Source organism: Pseudomonadota bacterium (assembly GCA_034660915.1).
In the GTDB taxonomy this organism is placed as follows: Bacteria; Desulfobacterota; Anaeroferrophillalia; order Anaeroferrophillales; family Anaeroferrophillaceae; genus DQWO01.
The window spans coordinates 1-18,463 of record JAYEKE010000042.1 but is presented as its reverse complement, the minus strand read 5'-3'; the positions used below and the strand labels follow the sequence as shown (position 1 = coordinate 18,463).

The 18,463-nt window shown below is 47.3% G+C and carries 21 protein-coding genes; 19 read left to right on the top strand and 2 right to left on the bottom strand.

Annotated features, from left to right (window positions below):
- Window positions 1–37: 37 nt before the first annotated feature.
- Together U9P07_02480 and U9P07_02475 are read right to left on the bottom strand one after the other, a co-directional pair.
- Entirely contained in the window at window positions 38–304 is a 267-nt protein-coding gene (locus U9P07_02480) for a CopG family ribbon-helix-helix protein (GenBank protein ID MEA2108274.1), read from the bottom strand.
- Window positions 305–448: 144 nt separating this feature from the next.
- Entirely contained in the window at window positions 449–1,204 is a 756-nt protein-coding gene (locus tag U9P07_02475; protein MEA2108273.1) for a class I SAM-dependent methyltransferase, read from the bottom strand.
- A gap of 183 nt (window positions 1,205–1,387) precedes the next feature.
- Here U9P07_02475 and U9P07_02470 point away from each other — a divergent pair, with 183 nt between their 5' ends.
- The 19 genes from U9P07_02470 to dxs form a co-directional block, all read left to right on the top strand.
- Window positions 1,388–2,392, top strand: a complete 1,005-nt coding sequence (locus U9P07_02470) for an integron integrase (GenBank protein MEA2108272.1) — start codon at window positions 1,388–1,390, stop codon at window positions 2,390–2,392.
- A 124-nt stretch (window positions 2,393–2,516) separates the two neighbouring features.
- The gene (locus tag U9P07_02465; protein MEA2108271.1) at window positions 2,517–3,302 is read left to right on the top strand and encodes a UPF0280 family protein; all 786 of its coding nucleotides are present in this window, start codon (window positions 2,517–2,519) and stop codon (window positions 3,300–3,302) included.
- 9 nt (window positions 3,303–3,311) lie between these two features.
- Complete coding sequence (locus U9P07_02460; GenBank protein MEA2108270.1) at window positions 3,312–3,716, top strand: 4Fe-4S binding protein; 405 nt, start codon at window positions 3,312–3,314, stop codon at window positions 3,714–3,716.
- Window positions 3,671–4,141: an Rrf2 family transcriptional regulator gene (locus U9P07_02455; protein MEA2108269.1), complete on the top strand. Its 471-nt coding sequence runs from the start codon at window positions 3,671–3,673 to the stop codon at window positions 4,139–4,141. The genes U9P07_02460 and U9P07_02455 overlap by 46 nt, the downstream gene beginning before the upstream one ends.
- Entirely contained in the window at window positions 4,138–5,298 is a 1,161-nt protein-coding gene (locus U9P07_02450) for a cysteine desulfurase family protein (GenBank protein MEA2108268.1), read from the top strand. The genes U9P07_02455 and U9P07_02450 overlap by 4 nt, the downstream gene beginning before the upstream one ends.
- Before the next feature lie 72 nt (window positions 5,299–5,370).
- Complete coding sequence (gene mnmA / locus U9P07_02445; GenBank protein MEA2108267.1) at window positions 5,371–6,411, top strand: tRNA 2-thiouridine(34) synthase MnmA; 1,041 nt, start codon at window positions 5,371–5,373, stop codon at window positions 6,409–6,411.
- Complete coding sequence (mtaB, locus tag U9P07_02440) at window positions 6,408–7,742, top strand: tRNA (N(6)-L-threonylcarbamoyladenosine(37)-C(2))-methylthiotransferase MtaB (GenBank protein MEA2108266.1); 1,335 nt, start codon at window positions 6,408–6,410, stop codon at window positions 7,740–7,742. The genes mnmA and mtaB overlap by 4 nt, the downstream gene beginning before the upstream one ends.
- A gap of 52 nt (window positions 7,743–7,794) precedes the next feature.
- A complete protein-coding gene (locus U9P07_02435) occupies window positions 7,795–7,989 on the top strand; it encodes a DUF1858 domain-containing protein (GenBank protein MEA2108265.1) in 195 nt (64 codons plus the stop codon).
- Window positions 7,986–8,726 (top strand): TlyA family RNA methyltransferase, encoded by a 741-nt coding sequence (locus U9P07_02430; protein MEA2108264.1) that lies wholly within the window; start codon window positions 7,986–7,988, stop codon window positions 8,724–8,726. Before U9P07_02435 ends, U9P07_02430 begins: the two co-directional genes overlap by 4 nt.
- An 88-nt stretch (window positions 8,727–8,814) precedes the next feature.
- Complete coding sequence (locus tag U9P07_02425; protein ID MEA2108263.1) at window positions 8,815–9,066, top strand: hypothetical protein; 252 nt, start codon at window positions 8,815–8,817, stop codon at window positions 9,064–9,066.
- Window positions 9,067–9,563: 497 nt separating this feature from the next.
- Window positions 9,564–10,631, top strand: a complete 1,068-nt coding sequence (gene ispG, locus U9P07_02420) for a flavodoxin-dependent (E)-4-hydroxy-3-methylbut-2-enyl-diphosphate synthase (GenBank protein MEA2108262.1) — start codon at window positions 9,564–9,566, stop codon at window positions 10,629–10,631.
- A 52-nt stretch (window positions 10,632–10,683) separates the two neighbouring features.
- The gene (locus U9P07_02415) at window positions 10,684–10,893 is read left to right on the top strand and encodes a DUF1232 domain-containing protein (GenBank protein ID MEA2108261.1); all 210 of its coding nucleotides are present in this window, start codon (window positions 10,684–10,686) and stop codon (window positions 10,891–10,893) included.
- Window positions 10,890–12,719 carry a DNA mismatch repair endonuclease MutL gene (gene mutL, locus U9P07_02410; GenBank protein ID MEA2108260.1) on the top strand — a complete coding sequence of 610 codons (1,830 nt, stop codon included), beginning with the start codon at window positions 10,890–10,892 and terminating at the stop codon, window positions 12,717–12,719. Before U9P07_02415 ends, mutL begins: the two co-directional genes overlap by 4 nt.
- The gene (locus tag U9P07_02405) at window positions 12,688–13,506 is read left to right on the top strand and encodes a hypothetical protein (protein ID MEA2108259.1); all 819 of its coding nucleotides are present in this window, start codon (window positions 12,688–12,690) and stop codon (window positions 13,504–13,506) included. Before mutL ends, U9P07_02405 begins: the two co-directional genes overlap by 32 nt.
- Before the next feature lie 21 nt (window positions 13,507–13,527).
- Window positions 13,528–14,454 (top strand): thioredoxin-disulfide reductase, encoded by a 927-nt coding sequence (gene trxB, locus U9P07_02400; GenBank protein ID MEA2108258.1) that lies wholly within the window; start codon window positions 13,528–13,530, stop codon window positions 14,452–14,454.
- A gap of 231 nt (window positions 14,455–14,685) precedes the next feature.
- Window positions 14,686–15,327, top strand: coding sequence for a protein-L-isoaspartate(D-aspartate) O-methyltransferase (locus U9P07_02395; GenBank protein MEA2108257.1), 642 nt, complete (start codon window positions 14,686–14,688; stop codon window positions 15,325–15,327).
- Window positions 15,314–15,838, top strand: a complete 525-nt coding sequence (locus U9P07_02390; GenBank protein ID MEA2108256.1) for a TIGR00725 family protein — start codon at window positions 15,314–15,316, stop codon at window positions 15,836–15,838. The genes U9P07_02395 and U9P07_02390 overlap by 14 nt, the downstream gene beginning before the upstream one ends.
- On the top strand, window positions 15,810–16,673 hold the full coding sequence (locus U9P07_02385; protein MEA2108255.1) for a sigma-70 family RNA polymerase sigma factor: 864 nt from the start codon (window positions 15,810–15,812) through the stop codon (window positions 16,671–16,673). Before U9P07_02390 ends, U9P07_02385 begins: the two co-directional genes overlap by 29 nt.
- A 298-nt stretch (window positions 16,674–16,971) precedes the next feature.
- Window positions 16,972–18,463, top strand: a 1,492-nt coding sequence (dxs, locus tag U9P07_02380) for a 1-deoxy-D-xylulose-5-phosphate synthase (protein MEA2108254.1), incomplete at its 3' end; no start/stop codon positions are given.

Below are 18,463 nucleotides of genomic sequence, written 5' to 3'. Positions count from 1 at the left end.
TAGAGATCATCGACGGACTCCGGCGAGTACCTTATTTTCATGATTTAGGTGGCGATTTTCGATTATTAGTGCCCCAACTATTCAGCCAGGCATTCACATCCTCTTCATCAATAAATTTACCTGCCTTGATGGACTCAAGCGCTTCGAGGGTATCCTGCCACCTTGAATCCTCCAGAGATTGTCTCGCGAGAAATTCTTTAATCGCTTGATTTATAAGATAATTCTTGCTCCTATCAAGCTTTTTGGAAAGAACCTCCAGGGGTTTTTCCACGTCGTCAGCAATTCGAATACTCGTAACACTCATGATGTCCACCTTCGGTGTAGTGATATGTATTATACATTAGTACAATCGGGGCATTATGGCTAGAGGAATTTATAACGCCAAGCTCACCGGCAAATTTGGAGCGCAGCGGAAAATTTGTCCGAGTGCAGCGCCTTGTTATGGCTTTTACGCATTAGACTTCCTTGCGATATATACACCGTAGCTAAAATACGTTTTGTATTTTTCATAAAGTTCAATTTCATGGCGCTCTGCTTCAACGATAGCGCGAGCCTCTTCGCTATTTCCATTTCGGCTCAGAAAGGCATCAAAATTCTTGCGCATTGGCTCGTAATAATTATCCAGCCAACAATATTCTGGCAGAACAAAGTATCCTATAGGTGTATAGCCGCACTCTTCTAGCACCTTGATCTTTGCTGATGCTGTATCTGTCTCTGGATATTCATTGTTCCAGTGATCTTGAAGCTCCGAAGGGCGAGAGTTTGTAAGCCAAGTAATCTCTGAGGCAATAAGCAGCCCGCCTAGCTTCAAGTAGCGCTTCCAATCTGCGACACCCTTTTTAAAACCAATGTTGTAAATGGCACCTTCAGACCAGATAATATCGAACTCCCCATTCTCAAATGGGAGTTTCTCCATTGATGTGCAAAGAGGAATGACTTTGTCCTCTACACCCTCACCCTGTGCTCGTTCAGTCAGAACATCTATAAAGTCCTGAAGGAAATCCACAGCCGTAATCTTCGCATTAAGGAAACGAGCCAACGTCAGCGTGGACGCACCCGTACCACAGCCAATATCTGCAATTTTTAATGGTGTTTCTCTATCTATACCTGCGACATTAATCGCTTTTTCGGTCTCTGCATCGCCTCCGGGACCTTGCCGATTAGCGCCCTTATGCAAATCTATAAGTAATTCAAATTCGTCCACTATCGTATCCTTCAGGGTTTGTAGCCATAACAGTGTTGATAACTGGAAAATTTCCATTATATCACCCTATATCTACCCATATTTTCCACCTATTACGATATTAATAGCCAAATATGGAAATAATTGTCCAGTTATCACTTTTTGCTTTTGTTTTTGATCTTAATTTGATATATCATCGGCAATATGAAAAATAAAGTAGAATTTACGCCGAATCCCAATCTTAAACTGATGGACCAGGTTCTTGAGACCTTGCGATACTACCACTATGCCCATTCAACAGAGAAGACCTATTGCCAGTGGATTCGGCGCTATATTTATTTTTATGGAAAGAAACGCCATCCAAAGGAAATGGGACCCAGTGAGGTAGAACGTTTTTTATCCCACTTGGCAACAGTGGAGAATGTTGCGGTATCAACCCAGCGGCAGGCATTGAACGCCTTAGTTTTCCTCTATCGTGATGTTTTATTGAGTCCTCTTGATGATTCCATTGCCCCGGTGAGAGCCAAGCGAAATCGGCAACCTCCCAGTGTACTCACGGAAGATGAGGTGATGCGTTTGTTTGAACAGATGAAGGGAACGTATCTGTTAATGGCGAGATTGATATACGCCTCAGGGATGCGGCTCATGGAATGTATTCGGCTGCGGATTCAGGATGTTGATTTTGGCCAGGGTAAAATCTTTGTTCGAGCCGGGAAGGGGGGGAAGGACAGGACGACCTATCTTCCTCAACTGCTTCGGGAAGAACTGCATCAGCATATTGAACGGGTCAAAGGATTGCATCGACGTGATCTTCAAGAAGGTTTTGGCGAAGTATACCTTCCCAATGCCCTGGCAAAAAAATATAAGAATGCTGCCTGGGAGACGCCGTGGCAATATGTGTTTCCCGGCCGATCTCGTTCGATTGATCCCCGCAGCGGCAAAGAACGACGGCATCATGTGCTTGAGTCGGGTCTGCAGAAAGCGGTGAAAAGGGCGGTTCAAAAAGCGGGAATTGGTAAGCGGGCCACAGTGCATACGCTGCGACATTCTTTTGCCACCCATATGCTTGAACATGGAATGAATATTCGAGTGCTGCAGGAGCTCCTTGGGCATGCTGACGTTAAAACCACGGAAATTTATACGCATGTTATGCGCAAGGATATTGACGCAATGCAGAATCCGTTGGATCGGCTGTATAGTCAACGATAATAATATGAATAAATTCTTGTTCGCGATTTATGCGGGGATGAGCTCAACAACCGGAGCAAATACTTGACAATGTTATGTGGTTATGTCAAAACCAATACGCATATTCGGACAAGGGAAATAGTTCGTGCAGGAGAATAGGGGAGAACAGCCGGAACCGGGATCATATCGGCAGCGTTGCTATCGTTTACAAGTGGATGTTGATAAAAGTTCTCTCGCCACCTTTGCGGTAACGGTCAATGAATCGGATCTTTTGATCAGGGCGGCAGATGTCGGTTTGAAAAAGTTTGCCAGGGAACGGTTAATTTACTATCGGCATCAGCTGGAATTGTTTTTGGAGCAGTTTCCGCAAGTTCGCTGCCAGCTTTACCCCTTTGATATTCCGGAATATGCCTTGCTGCCAAAGTTGGTCAGCAGGATGATTGTTGCCGGGAAGCAAGCCGGTGTCGGGCCGATGGCGGCGGTTGCCGGGGCGATAGCTGAGGCTGTCGGTCGTGATTTATTGGCCCTGAGTCCGGTGGTAATGGTTGAAAATGGTGGTGATGTTTTTCTGTCGGGAGCAAGCTCTTATACCGTGGGGATCTTTGCCGGACAATCACCATTCAGTGGGAAATTAGGAATTCAGATCAGCAGATCCGAGAATTTTTCCGCCGGCATCTGTACATCATCATCGACGGTGGGGCATTCACTCAGCCTGGGAATGGCTGATGCCGTGTGTATTTATGCTGATTCGGCTGCCCTTGCTGATGCTCTGGCAACTGCCATGGGAAACGGGATCAGAACAAGAGATGACTTGGAACCAACCATACAGAAAGCCCTGGCTTTTGACTCGGTTTACGGGGCTGTTGCCATTTTGGGGGATAAGCTGGCAGCTGGTGGCGACCTGGAACTGGTTCCGCTGTCTCGGAAATGAGAGGTAAAGATGAAAAAAACCTATGTGCTTCATTTTGATAAATCAAATTATGATCAACCGATCGTTTATCGTTTAATCAAGGATTATAATCTGGTTTTTAACATCCGGAGAGCGGTAATCCTGCCTAAAAAAGAAAGTTACCTGGCGATGGAAATCAGCGGTGATCCATCTTTGATGGAACAGGGACTTGACTATCTAATGAGGCAGGGGGTCAAGGTTGAGTCAATTAATATGAGTGTGAAACGTAATGAAGAATTATGCATTCATTGTGGTGCCTGTACTGCTATTTGTCCAACCGGGGCCTTAAGTATTGAACGTCCTTCGATGTTGGTTTCTTTTGATCCTGATAATTGTACCGCCTGTGGTTTATGCGTCAAGACCTGTCCGCCCCGGGCAATGGAGGTGAGCTTTTGAAGTTGTCGACTAAAGGAAGATATTCAGTGCGAGCTATGCTGGCTATGGCGATTCTGGCTGATGGAAAAAAGCCGGTTTCTTTGAAGCAGATCAGTGCCCATGAAGGGATATCGGTCAGTTATCTTGAGCAGCTTTTTGTCCATCTGCGTCGTGCCGGACTGGTGAAAAGTGTGCGGGGTCCTGGAGGAGGTTACCACTTTGCCAAAAATCCGGATCAAATCACGGTCGCAAAGATTATGGATGTGGTGCAGGAGTGTATGCAACCGGTTGACTGTGATGACTGCACTCAAGAACGACCGGCCTGCGACGCCGGGCGGGGGAGCAGTAAATGTCTGACCCGTCCCCTTTGGGATAAACTTGATGAAAAGATTGGTGTATTCCTGGAATCGGTAACATTACAGAATGTTATTGATGGGAGCATATGAACATTTATCTGGATTACAATGGTACGACGCCGGTAGATCCAGCAGTACGCGATGAGATGCTGCCCTTTCTGGGCGATCTCTATGGGAATCCATCAAGTACCCATTGGGCCGGTCAGGCGGCGCGGGAAGCAATTGATAGCGGACGCGAACAACTGGCAAGCCTGATTGGCGGAGATTCTCAAGAGATTATTTTTACTGGTTGTGGCTCTGAAAGTGACAATCTGGCCATCAAGGGAACTTTATGGTCTTGCTTTCAGCAGGATTTAACCAAAGCTCATGTGATAACTAGCGCGGTTGAACATCCGGCGATCCTGAATTGTTGCGCCTTCCTGGAAAAACTGGGGGTTGATTTCACCTATCTCGATGTTGATCGGGATGGCATGATATCTGCCGATCAGGTTGAGGCGGCAATTACTGAGCGAACGGTATTGGTTTCTTTGATGCTGGCCAACAATGAAACCGGGGTCATCTTCCCGATAGAAGAAATTTCTCGGGTAACCAGGTCACATGGTATCCGGCTGCACACTGATGCTGTCCAGGCAGTGGGTAAAATTCCTGTGGATGTGAATACACTGGGCGTTGATCTGTTTTCTCTCTCTGGTCATAAATTTTACGCTCCCAAAGGCGTAGGTGCCTTGTGGGTTCGCTCCGGCGTGAATCTAGAGCCTCTTATTCATGGTGGAGGGCAGGAACAAGGCCGCCGTAGTGGAACAGAGGCAGTTGCCAATATTGTGGCTGTGGGTAAGGCTGCCAGTCTGTTGGAACCAGGGAGTTTAGATAAGGAAAGAAAACGACTGGCTGAATTGCGCGGTAATCTGGAAACAGAACTGGTGGAAAAATTACAAAGAGTGGTATTTCATGGCAGTCGGGTTGAAAGATTGCCCAATACCACCAACTTTTCGCTGCCCGGCATTGACGGTGAGTCGCTGAGAATGCATCTTGACTTACAGGGGATAGCTGTTTCCACCAGCTCAGCCTGTGCTTCAAGAGACGGTAAGGGATCTCTGGTGTTGAGGGCTATGGGAGTATCTGAAGCTGAAGCCCAGAGTGCTATTCGAGTCAGTCTGGGTCGTTGGACTACGGATGCGGAAATCAGACAGTTTATTGATGTCCTGGTTGAAGCCGCGGAATCTCTATGGCGCATTTCACCTTTGTAATCCCCGTGTTTTTCTGGGAACAGAATTCAATTCTGTCCCCCGTATTTAAAACTTCATTGTAAGTTATTTCCCGTGAGTGAAAAAATTGCAGTTGGTTTCAGCGGTGGCGTTGACAGCGTTGTTGCGGCTTTATTGTTGCGCCAAGAAGGTTATGAAGTCCAACTTGTATCTTTGGACATGGGAGCCATTGCTCCTGATTTGTTCAGGCAAAGGGTAATGCTGGCAGCCAATGCATTATCATTGCCGGTAGAAATAATAACAGTTCGGGAGCTTTTTAAACAACAGGTTATTGATTATCTGACAGAATCATATCTTGACGGGGTAACGCCTAATCCCTGTATTCGTTGCAATGCCCGGGTGAAATTTGCTTTATTATGGCAGGCCGCTGAAACCTTGAATGCCCGGTGGCTGGCTACCGGGCATTATGTCAGGCTTGCAAGCTGGGGAAATTTTCAGCCGGTAATCAGCCAGGGAGAGGATGAAACGAAAGATCAGAGTTATTTTCTCCAGCAGGTTCCAGGGGAATGGTTGGCCGCGACCAAATTTCCCCTGGGAAAACTGAAAAAGGAAAAAGTTCTGGACCTGGCTCGCCAGGCTGGATATCCACTGGATGGCTATCGTGAAAGCCAGGAATTATGTTTTGTCAAAAATGGATCATATGCAGACCTGTGTTGTCCGGTCTCGACTGATAATCTTTCTGCAACTGGTAATATAGTCAATCTGGCGGGTGAGATTATCGGCATGCACCGCGGCATCCATCATTATACCCTTGGACAGCGCCGGGGCCTGGGCATTGCCCATGCTGAGCCTCTTTATGTTTATGCCATTGAGCAGATGAAAAATCAATTGGTGGTAGCCGAGCGTCACCATCTTTACCGGACGACTTTTATGGTGCAAAAACTTAACTGGTTTATTAAGGCTGAAAAATGTCCGAGGCGCCTGTTGTGCCAGATCCGCTATCGACACCAGCCGGCCCCGGCATCAGTGGAAATGATAGCTTATGATACGATTCGGGTAGTGTATGATCAGCCTCAATTCGCTGTCACCCCCGGCCAGGGAGCGGCATTTTATCGGGACGGTTGTCTGCTGGTGGGAGGGGTGATAAGCCGGTGAAGGTTAAATGCGTTACCCTGGGCTGCAAGTTGAACTATTATGAATCCTGTGCTCTGGGTGAGGAAATGGAGCGCCGTGGTTATCAGGTAGTTCATGATGGATCAGCTGATATTGTTATTGTTAATACTTGTGCGGTTACCAGTAAGGCGGGTATGCAGAGCCGTCAGGAGGTGCGTAAAGCCATAAAAAATAATCCTGGAGCCCGGGTTGTTATGACCGGTTGCTATGCTCAGTTTAATCCGGGGATTGCTGATAACATAGAAAATCTGGCGGCGATTGTCGGTAATGCCGGTAAGGCTTTCATTCCCCACTGGATCAGTGATAATGAACAGTTGGATCCAGAGGTTGTTGGGCCGGAAAATTTTGGTTTTTCCGGCTGTATGCCGGTTGACGCCCTTAAAGCCAGAAGCTTTATGGGGCGTAGCCGGGCTTTTTTGAAAATACAGGACGGTTGCAATGCTTTTTGTCATTATTGCATCATTCCTTTCCTGCGTGGCCGGTCAAGGAGCTTGGAAACTGCTGAAATTGTCGCTGAAGCAAAGGCAATTGCTGATGTCGGATATCGGGAACTGGTTCTGACCGGCGTACATCTGGGACAGTATGGTCAGGATCTGAATTCGGAGTGTGATCTTACTTTTTTACTTGAACAGCTACTGCAGGAATCGAGGCTGCGCGTTCGTCTGGGCTCGTTGCAACCCCAGGAAGTCACTCCAACGATGATAAATCTGCTGGCGGATGAGGGAAACAATCTTTGTGAGCACCTTCATCTTTCTCTGCAATCAGCGGATGACCAGGTACTGGCAAGCATGGGGCGTCCGTATGGCCAAAAGGAGATAATATATCTGGCCAAGACCATAAAGCAGTTAAATCCCCGGATAACTGTTGGGGCGGATATTATTGTTGGCTATCCCACCGAAACTGAAGAGGCGTTTAAAAATACGCTTCATTTGCTTAGCGAGTTGCCTTTTACTTACCTCCATGTTTTTCCCTATTCTCCCAGGGCTGGAACTGTGGCGGCTAAAATGAAGGATACAGTGCCGGTAAAGTTGAAGAAGGAGAGAGTGAAAATATTACAGAAACTGGAAAAAGCTAAGAAAACAGTATCATACAATGAATATATAAACCAACCTCTTAGAGTTATCATGGAACGAGTACATAAATCTAAGGAGGCGTCGACATCACTTTCCGGTCATTCACGTAATTACCTGAATGTATCAATTAATGATTTTATCAACCATGAACCGTCTACTTTACTTAATCGGGAAATTAAGGTTTTACCTCATGCTTTTGATGGATTAAAGTTGCTGGCAAAGATTGACAGACGGTCATGATTATGCTACAAACTGGATTAACTTACTAAACATAAAACTGGAGGAAAAGAAAATGATTGGTAAATCAACTCCCATTCGTGATCTGTTAACAAAATATCCCAAAGCGGCTGAAGTTTTTGCCGGAAAGGGCATGGGATGTCTGGGTTGTTCGGCGTCCATGTTTGAAACTATTGAAGAAGGAGCCCTGGCTCATGGCCTGGATCCGGATAAACTGGTTGATGAAATGAACGCTGCCCTGACCGAATGAAAGCTGGCCGTGAACGATTGGATGTAGTCCTGGTTTCCCGGGGTCTGGCAGCCAGTCGGGAGCGGGCCCGGGCTCTCATTATGGCCGGTAAGGTTCTTTGTGACGATATTGTGGTTGACAAGGCCGGCCAGAAGGTTTCCCTGGAGTCAGTTATTCGTCTCAATGAGCGTGATTTTCCCTATGTCAGCCGGGGCGGGTTGAAACTCGCCGGTGCTTTGCAATCTTTCAGCCTTGATCCTGCCGGTTGCGTTGCCCTGGATGTTGGAGCGTCCACTGGCGGTTTTACCCACTGTCTTCTGCTGCATGGAGCCCGACTGGTTTACGCGCTGGATGTTGGTTATGGCCAACTGGCCTGGGAGTTGCAGCAGGATTCCCGGGTTGTGGTTATGGATCGGACGAATATCCGTTACCTTTCGCCGGCGGATTTTCCGGAAACAATAAACTTTTGCGTCATTGATGTTTCTTTCATCTCACTGGAAAAAGTACTGCCGGCGGTTCATCCCCTTTTGAGTGCCGGAACGCCGGTTGTTGCTTTGGTGAAACCGCAGTTTGAGGTGGGGCGGAGTAATGTGGGAAAAGGGGGTATCGTCCGTGATGAAAAGAAGCAGCAGGAGGCCCTGGAAAAAATCATCAAATCAGCCGAAGGTGGCGGTTTTGACTTTCAGCAGAAAATGATTTCACCCATCACCGGGCAGAAGGGGAACCGGGAATTTATTGTTTACCTTCGGCGAGATTAATGTTTATATAAAATCGGGGACAGCCACTAAAAAGCGGGGTCACCGGGATTGGGGACATTCTTGAACTGCCGATTGAAAGCAGCGGCTGGTGGCCAGGGATTGGTGGTTGGTTAAAGCCGACCGTAAACCCGCGGCTGTCGGTGGCTGGTCAAGTGTGTCCCCTCGCGAAGCACGGCGAAGCAAAAGTGCAAACCGGTGTCGAATGCTGGCGAAGGATTTAAAAACAGCGGAAATAAATTTCCAGGGATGTTCCGGCATGGCTCTCGCTCATTCTCGCCGGCCGTCCATGGCCTGCCTGTGCGTGCCGCACGCAGACAGGCCGGCTAGTGGGGCGCGCTAAAGCAATGTCCCCGCGTCCGCCGCGAATCACATCGTGTGATTCGTTCGGCGGCCAATACCGCTACGAGCCAAGTCCGAACATCCGGCAATATGTCCCCGGCAATGCAACTTAAGAAAGTTGAGTTAATTTAACCTAAACTGAGCGATTAGCCTTTAAAGGTGTAGGGTTTAAGGTTTTTACCTTGTACCTTATATCTTGTACCTTTTAGTTTTAATGATTACAGGATGTTTTGCTATTACAAACGTAAACATTCGACTACGTTTTCAAAAAAAGATAAAAATACTCTCACAGAGGCACAAAGTCACAGAGAACCCGAGTCATTTGCCCTCTGTGACTCCGTGTCTCTGTGAGAAATAATAAAAATTTGTCAATCTATAGACAAAATCGAATATTTAATTACAAACTTTCACCCGTTGGGTGTTATTTCTCATTAACGTAACGCCTTTATTTTTCAAGGCTAAACGCTGATAGCTAACAGCTAATCACTTAATTTAAGTATGATTAACAGACGGCAGAGTAGAAAAATAATGATTGGACAACTGCCGATCGGCGGCAATACGCCCGTTTCGGTTCAGTCCATGACTAATACCGATACGAGGAATGTTAATGCTACCGTAGCCCAGATCCATGCCTTGACCAATGCCGGCTGTGAACTTGTGCGGGTGGCGGTGCCGGATATGGCAGCGGCAAAAATTCTCAGGGAAATAAAATCCGCCATTGCAATTCCATTGATAGCCGACATTCATTTTCAACATCAACTGGCCATTGAATCAGTCAATCAGGGCGTTGATGCCTTAAGGCTTAATCCAGGCAATATCGGTTCAGACCAGCGGGTCAGGGAAGTGGTGCATGCCTGTCGTGATCGGAATGTTCCCATCCGTATCGGGGTCAATGCCGGTTCACTGGAAAAAGATCTGGTCGATCGTTTTGGCCACACTCCCAGAGCGATGGTGGATAGCGCCTTGCGACATATTCGCCTGCTGGAAGATCAACAGTTCAACCTGATCAAGATTTCCTTGAAATCTTCCAATGTTACAGATACTATAGATGCTTATCGTTTGCTGGCTGAAGCGGTCGATTACCCTTTCCATATCGGTATTACTGAAGCCGGTACCCCAAAACGGGGAGCCATAAAGTCTGCTGTGGGGATCGGCATCTTATTGTATCTTGGATTGGGGGATACCTTGAGGGTTTCATTAACGGGTGATCCGGTTGAAGAGATCTTTGTTGCCTATCAGATACTTCAGAGTCTGGCCTTGCGACAAAGAGGAATTGAATTAATTTCCTGTCCAACCTGTGGCCGGACTGAAATCAATCTTATCGATCTTGCCACGGCGGTGGAAAAGCGATTGCAGCATATTCGTCAGCCGATCAAGGTTGCGGTAATGGGTTGTGTTGTCAATGGACCAGGTGAAGCAAAAACCGCCGATATCGGCATCGCCGGTGGACGGGGCAATGGACTGCTGTTTCGACACGGGAAAATACTCCGGAAAGTTCCCGAAGATAAACTGCTGGACGAACTGGTGGAAGAGGTAGAAAAACTTGCCGCCGAATTATCTCTCTAATGCCATACTTCGCCGCCTGCCACAGCTTGCCAGAATTTGCTGGGGGCTGCTTTTGGATAGTCGGGTAGCCTTGCGCCTGAAAATGATTCCCCTTGGCGCGGTTTTCTATCTCTTGTTGCCCTATGATTTAATCCCGGATTTTTTTGTTCCAGTCATTGGTGAAATAGATGATATCCTGATTTTATTTTTCGCGTTTCGCTTGTTCCTGCACCTGGTGCCGGCGGAAATTCTACGTGAGCATCAATTAAAGGTTGGCTGGTGAAAGCTGAAAACCAAATCCAAATCCTCCCCTCCCAGGTTCACAATAAGATTGCCGCCGGTGAGGTAGTTGCACGCCCGGCTTCAGTGGTCAAGGAACTGGTTGAAAATGCGTTGGATGCCGGAGCCGACCAGATAAGCGTTTTTGTCGAGGACGGCGGAAAACAACTGATTGAAGTTATTGACAATGGTTGTGGTATGGGAAAAAATGATGCCCTGCTGGCCCTGGAGCGGCATGCCACCAGTAAAATAGTCAGTGAAAAAGATCTTTTTGCCCTTAAAACCTTCGGTTTTCGTGGCGAAGCCCTCCCAAGCATTGCCGCCGTCTCCCGCTTTATTCTTGAAACCAGAATCAGGAAAGTTCATGAAGCGGTTTGCATCACCATGGATGATGACCATCACCTTCAGGTTGATACCACCGGCGCCCCGGTTGGAACCAGGGTCAGGGTCCGGGATTTATTTTACAATATCCCTGCCCGGCAAAAGTTTGTCAAAACCACCGTTACTGAACGTGGTGCCATTCTTGATTGCCTGAATCGGTTTTCCCTGGTTCATCCAGATTGCGGTTTTACCTTGATCCATAATCAAAAAAATGTTTTTAAACGTACAGCCGGCAGTGATTTGCGCCACCGGTTAATGGAAGTCCTTGGCCGTGAGACCGGTGAAGAATTACTGCCGGTTTCCGGGGGAAGTTCAACCGCCGGGGTGCTGTCCGGTTTCACTTCTCCACCAATATTGCACCGTTCCAACCGCCGTTCGATCTACCTTTTTGTCAACAACCGGATGGTTAAAGATCAGGTGATGAATTCGGCGGTGCTTAAAGCCTATCAGGGGCTGATGGAAAAAGGACGCTATCCGGTCAGTGTCTTATTTTTGACTATTGATCCCTCCCTGGTAGATATGAATGTCCATCCGGCCAAGGAAGAGGTTAAATTTGCTGAACCGGGGCGGATATTTTCCCTGATCAGGCAGGCAATTCTGGAAGCACTCAGTGGTTATCCCGGTTCGAAAACCAACGGATCAATGGGAAATGACCCTTTTGCTGCTTTAATTTCGTCATCATCTGATCATGAAAAAGCTGGTTCTTCGGCCGGCGTTGCAGCTACTGGTGCCCGTCAACCTGATATGCTTCCAGACTGGCAGCCCGGGGCAGTAAAGACAGCTGAAAATGTTGCTTCTGGAGCTGTCCATGAACAACCGCGGCAGTATATGCCTGAGACCGATAATGAGATGCCCAGGGGGAAGAATTTTTTTTCCGCCATGGAGATTATTGGCCAGGTATGGAAAAGTTATCTGGTATTGAGCCATGGAGATGCGTTATATATGATTGACCAGCATGCCGCCCATGAACGAATTTTATTTGATCAGCTGCAGCAGCAAATGGGGACTATAAATGGTTCCCAGGAATTGTTGCTGCCGATAACCATGGATTTGTCTCCTGATGAATTGGCGGCGGTGGATGAAAATAGTGAGACCTTAAACCGACTTGGTTTCACACTGGCTCCTTTTGGCAATTATGCCGTTGTTTTAACCGGGATTCCAGTTCTGGCAAAAGATTATGATCCCCGGCAATTTTTCTCAGAAGTGATCGGTGATCTGCTGCAAAGTAGTAATCAGTCAATAAAGAATCTGCCTTTGATTGATGAACTGGCCGCCGGAATGGCCTGCCGCCTGGCGATAAAAGCCAGTGATGCTTTAAGTCATGAAGAAATTGTCTTGCTGTTAATGAAACTTGATCAGGTGAATGTTGGTCAAACCTGCCCTCACGGGCGACCGCTTTATTTCAGTATGAGCCGATATGAGATGGAAAAAAGATTTCAGCGCCGTTAATTACCGACTGATAAGTTTGTTGGTGATGATGGTGCTTGGTATATATGGTTGTGCCGGTCATCCGGTTAAAATTATGCCGGAAGGGTATGTTCGTCCTGATGTACTGACTGCCGCCTGGGATAAACTGGTTGATGTTGAGACTCTGGTTGCCAGAGGAGTGATCAAACTGGAAGCCCGCGATGGCCGGAAAAACTCCCAGCGCATCCGTTTTACCGCTAAATCTCCCGATTTGTTGAAAGTCCAATGGTTGACTCCATGGTATACCGTAGCCTGGCAGTTGCTGATTGTTGACCGTGAGTTCTGGCTTTCAGATAGTAAAGGTCAGATTACCTATCATGGTGATCTGGGGATGGGAATACCAACGGGTTCATGTGCTCAGCATAATAAGTGGTGGACATATATTGAATTAATGGCTTCCTGGCTGCAGTTGATTTCCAAACCACCACCCATGCTCATGAAAACTGAACACGGAACTGATCCGGGAATGGCTAATCTGCCGGTTACTCGCACTCAATATCTGGTTGCTGAAGACGGTATAATGCCTGCCGGAAAGATCATCCACTTTTCTGATGGTACTGAATGGCATGTGACCTATGACGATTTTGTTACTGCTAAGGAGGGGAGAATATTTCCCCAAAGGCTGGAAATTCTTTGCCCGGCGGCGAAGTTGTCCCTGCGGTTTGAAAGTCCCCGGCTGAATAATGAGCTTAAAGAAAGAAGTTTTATTTACCAGCAGAAAAATTTTAGATTAAAGGAAGTTGACTGCCATAATTTTTTAATCCCATGAACTCTAAGGAGGTCTGAATACATGTTTGATTATGATGTGGTTATTATTGGTGGAGGACCTGCCGGTCTTACTGCCGGACTGTATGCCTCGCGGGCACGATTGAATACCGTACTACTGGAAGGAATGATGATGGGAGGGCAAACCGCCTCGACTGAACTGGTGGAAAATTACCCGGGTTTTACGGAACCGCTGGTCGGTGCCAGTATGGGACCATTATTTGAGGCCCAGGCCAAGAAGTTCGGCCTTGAAGTTCGCCAATTTCAGCAGGCAAACAGGATTATTCCTAAAAATCCCGGTTTTGAGATAACTTTGTCTCCGGATGGACAGATATCCGCCAAAACTGTTATTGTCGCTACTGGCACCCAATGGGCAACGTTGGGAATTCCCGGGGAAGAGGAGATGAAAGGTGGCGGGGTATCCTATTGTGCCACCTGCGATGGTGCCTTTTACCGTGATCTGGATATCGCTGTTATCGGTGGCGGCAATGCTGCCATTGAAGAATCCCTCTTCCTGACCAGATTTGCCCGTAAGGTCTATATTATTCATCGGCGTGATGCCCTGCGGGCTGAAAAAATCATTCAGGAACGGGCATTTGCCAATGAGAAAATAGAGTTTGTCCTTAATCATGTTCCCTTAAGAATTGTGGGAGATTCAGAAGTAAAAGGGCTTGAAATTAAACAGGTACAAACGGGAGAAGAGCGGCTGCTTCCTGTTTCAGGTGTCTTTATTTATGTGGGCATGCGGGGAAAATCTGAATTGCTTGAGGGCCTGACATCAATGGATGATCGAGGATTTATTCCCGCGGGCGAGGACACTATTACCGATTGTCCCGGTTTGTTTGCCGCCGGCGATATCCGTCAGAAACCTTTGCGTCAGATTGTCACGGCGGTAGCCGATGGTGCGGTCGCGGCGGTTCAGGCGGAAAAATTTATCGAAGCAAACTTCTGATGATTTGTCCATCCACCGGTTTTAGGTTGCTTTTAAACCTCTTTTTTTGCTAACAATACCCTAAATTAAGCGATTAGATTTTAGCAGTTAGCTATTAGCCCAATAATTACAAGATGTTTAATATCACCCACCTTCACCCGTTTGGTGTTATTACTAATCAGCGTAAAGCCCTGATTTTTAAAAGCTAATTGCTAATGGCTAACCGCTAATAGCTCGGCTTAGGAATACATTATGCGTTATACCGGTTGGCGAAAAAAAATGGTAGAGGAACATGTGATTGCCCGGGGGGTTAACGATCCCAGAATTATTGCGGCAATGTCCGAAGTTCCTCGACATTATTTTCTTGATTCAGCTTTGGCTGAACAGGCATACGGTAATCATTCCCTGCCCATTGGTGCCGGACAAACCATGACCCAACCTTATGTGGTTGCCTTCCTTTTAAACCAACTCAAATTAAAAGGCCATGAAAAGATCCTGGAAATCGGCATGGGATCAGGCTATTTGACCGCTCTCCTCAGTCGGCTTGCCGATCGTGTTTTTGCCATAGAAAAACATCGTTCCCTGGCAATTATGGCCCGTAAACGGCTTGAACATCAGGATTGTAATAATGTGGTCATTAAAATATTCGATGGCAGTTATGGCTGGAACGATGAAGCTCCCTTTGACGCCATCGTCATTTCCGCGGCGGCGATAAGTCCGCCCGAGCCTCTCCTTTCCCAGTTGGCTCCCGGTGGTATGATGCTGCTCCCCCTGGTGGAAGCTGAAGGGCAGCAACTTTACAAGATCACCGGTGATAACGAAGGCAAGTATAGCCGCCAAGCTCTGATTCCCTGCAACTTTGTTAAACTGGTGGGGAAATATGGCAGCACCTGAGCACAGGAACGATGGTCCCTGGCAGATTGCAGTTATAGGTGCCGGGATATCTGAAGCCGGTTTGGATCCGCAAGCTGTTGATATTGGCAGGCTGGTGGCGGAATCCGGTAATATTCTGCTTTGTGGAGGCCTTGGCGGCATAATGGAAGCTGCTGCCCGGGGGGCTAAAGAGGCCGGCGGAACAACAATTGGCATTGTTCCCGGGGCTGAGCGCTTTCAGGCCAACAGTTATATTGACTATGAGATTGTTACTAATCTTGGACACCTGAGAAATTTCCTTATTATCCACTCGGCGGACGGGGTGGTGGCACTTCCGGGATCTTATGGCACCCAGACAGAAATCAGTATTGCGATGAAACTGGGAAAACCATTAGTTGCCATCGGCCGGCATTGGCATTTTATTCCGGAAGTACATTGCTATGTAAATTCTGGGGTGGCATTCAGCACCCTGTTAAAGCAATTGGGAAAAAGGCCTGTAACCGATGAGAAACAATTCGCAGAACTTTACTGATAGTGAAATTCTGCAAAAATATTTTCAAGATGTACGTTCTATACCTTTGCTTTCTCAAGCGGAGGAACAGGAACTTGCAAAACGGGTCCAGGAGGGTGATGAAGAAGCCAAACGAAAGATGATTGAGGCGAACCTGCGACTGGTAATTTACCTGGTTAAAAAATATATTAACCGGGGGTTACCGGTGCCGGACCTGGTGGAAGAAGGTAATCTTGGTTTGATCAAAGCCGTTGAGCGCTATGACCCGGCCCGAAACTGCCGGTTTTCAACCTATGCGGTTTGGTGGATCAGGCAATATATGCGCAGGGCTATAGTCAACCAGAGTAAAGTGGTCCGCCTGCCAATTCATGTGATGGAGGAATTGAATCTTTACGTCAAGGGGTGTCGTGATTTTATCAAAAAATATAATCGTGAACCAACCCTGGAAGAAATTTCCGCTTACCTTGACCACGAATTTTCAACCATTAATTCGTTTCTTGGTTCATTTAACCAGTTGGTTTCCCTGTCTCCCGGTGGCAGAACAGACGAAAATGAAGGTGCCTCAATTTCATTAGAACAGCTGCCCGACACCAAAGCCGATAATCCCATGGAGCACCTGCATCGGATTCTCAGGCTTAAAACCATACTGCTCTGGTTAAATGAACTGACTCCCAAAGAAAAATACATTATTATCCATCGGTTTGGTCTTTATGACCATGAGCCACAGACCCTGGAGATAATTGGTCAAACCCTTGAGTTGACCCGGGAACGTATTCGTCAGATTGAAGCAAAGGCACTTTTAAAATTGCGACGAATCATTGACAGACATAAGGTTACCCTGGATGATCTGGTTTGAAAACTTTGTAACTATTCAGCGGGGTTGTCTTTACCTGCAGGGGACAGATTTTATTTTTTCTTTTTCGGGGACAGAATGATTTTCACCGAATAATATCGATCTTTAATTGATTTTAGTACCATCTCAAAATGAAAAAATTTAATCTGTCTCCCGGTTTTCGTGAAAAAAATTCAGTCCCCTGCGGAATCAAGCTGCTAGCTGGCTAAAGCTGAATAGTTACAAAATTTTTTATCCGTATCTCAATACGGGGACAGAATTGAATTCCGTCCCCTTCGAAAAGGGAGAAGCAAGAGGCTGAATGAGTATTCTAGAAACCATAAATAATCCTGATGATCTGCGTCAACTGAGTGTTAAAGAACTGCCTGAACTGGCTGCTGAGCTGAGGGATGTAATCATTAATACGGTCTCCTGCAATGGTGGGCATCTGGCTTCTTCTCTTGGAGTGGTTGAATTAACTCTTGCCCTTCATTATGTGTTTCAGACGCCTGATGATTTATTGGTTTGGGATGTTGGTCACCAGGCATATGCTCATAAATTGATCACCGGTCGGCGTGACCGGTTTTCCAGCCTCCGGCAGCTGGATGGTTTGAGTGGGTTTCCTAAGACGAAGGAAAGTCCTTATGATACTTTTGGGGTTGGCCATAGCAGTACATCGATTTCTGCCGCTCTGGGTATGGTCCTGGCTCGAGAGATACAAAACAAAGCCGGCCGGGCCATTGCCGTCATTGGCGATGGTTCGCTGACTGCGGGCATGGCTTTTGAAGCTCTGAATCAGGCCGGTAGTCTTGATCGTGATCTGATTGTCATTCTCAATGACAATGAAATGTCAATTTCCAACAATGTTGGGGCCTTATCCGGTTATCTCAACCGCCTGATGACCGGCGGAGTGGTTAATCGTTTTCGCCATGATGTGAAATCCGTACTGACCAATATCCCCAGGGTTGGGAACCCTCTTTTCAAGATGGTAAAGCGGGCTGAAGGAACTTTTAAAGGTTTCATGGTGCCTCTGGGGACTTTGTTCGAGGATATTGGCTTTCAATATATCGGACCCCTGACCGGCCATAAAATTGATGCTTTGGTAGAGACATTCCAAAACCTGAAAAAACTTCATGGCCCGCTTCTTGTTCATGTGATTACCAAAAAAGGCAAGGGCTATGAACCGGCTGAAAAGGATCCGACTGCGTTTCATGGAATCGGTCCTTTTGATATTGCCACCGGGGCGGTGACCAAAAAGAAAAACGCCCCCATGTCCTATACCGCTGTTTTCGGTCAGACCCTGACCAAACTTGCCGGTGATGATGAAAGACTTGTGGGGATAACCGCGGCCATGCCTGCCGGTACCGGCATGGAAACCATGGCCCGTGATTTTCCCGAACGGGTCTTTGATGTCGGCATTGCCGAACAGCACGGAGTGACCCTGGCTGCCGGGATGGCGACTCAGGGTCTGCGGCCATTTGTGGCCATTTATTCAACCTTCATGCAGCGGGCCTATGATCAGGTTATTCACGATATTGCTTTGCAGAATCTACCGGTTACTCTGTGTCTTGATCGCGGCGGTCTGGTGGGGGAGGATGGCCCCACGCATCACGGAGCTTTTGATCTTTCATACCTGAGCCTGGTGCCAAACCTTACCATTATGGCCCCTAAAGATGAAAATGAGTTGCAGCATTTGTTGAAAACAGCACTGCATCTCGATGCCCCGGCAGCTATTCGCTATCCGCGCGGCAGCGGAGTGGGGGTCGAAATGGATCAGGTGTGGGAATGCCTGCCTTTGGGTTCCTGGGAAGTTC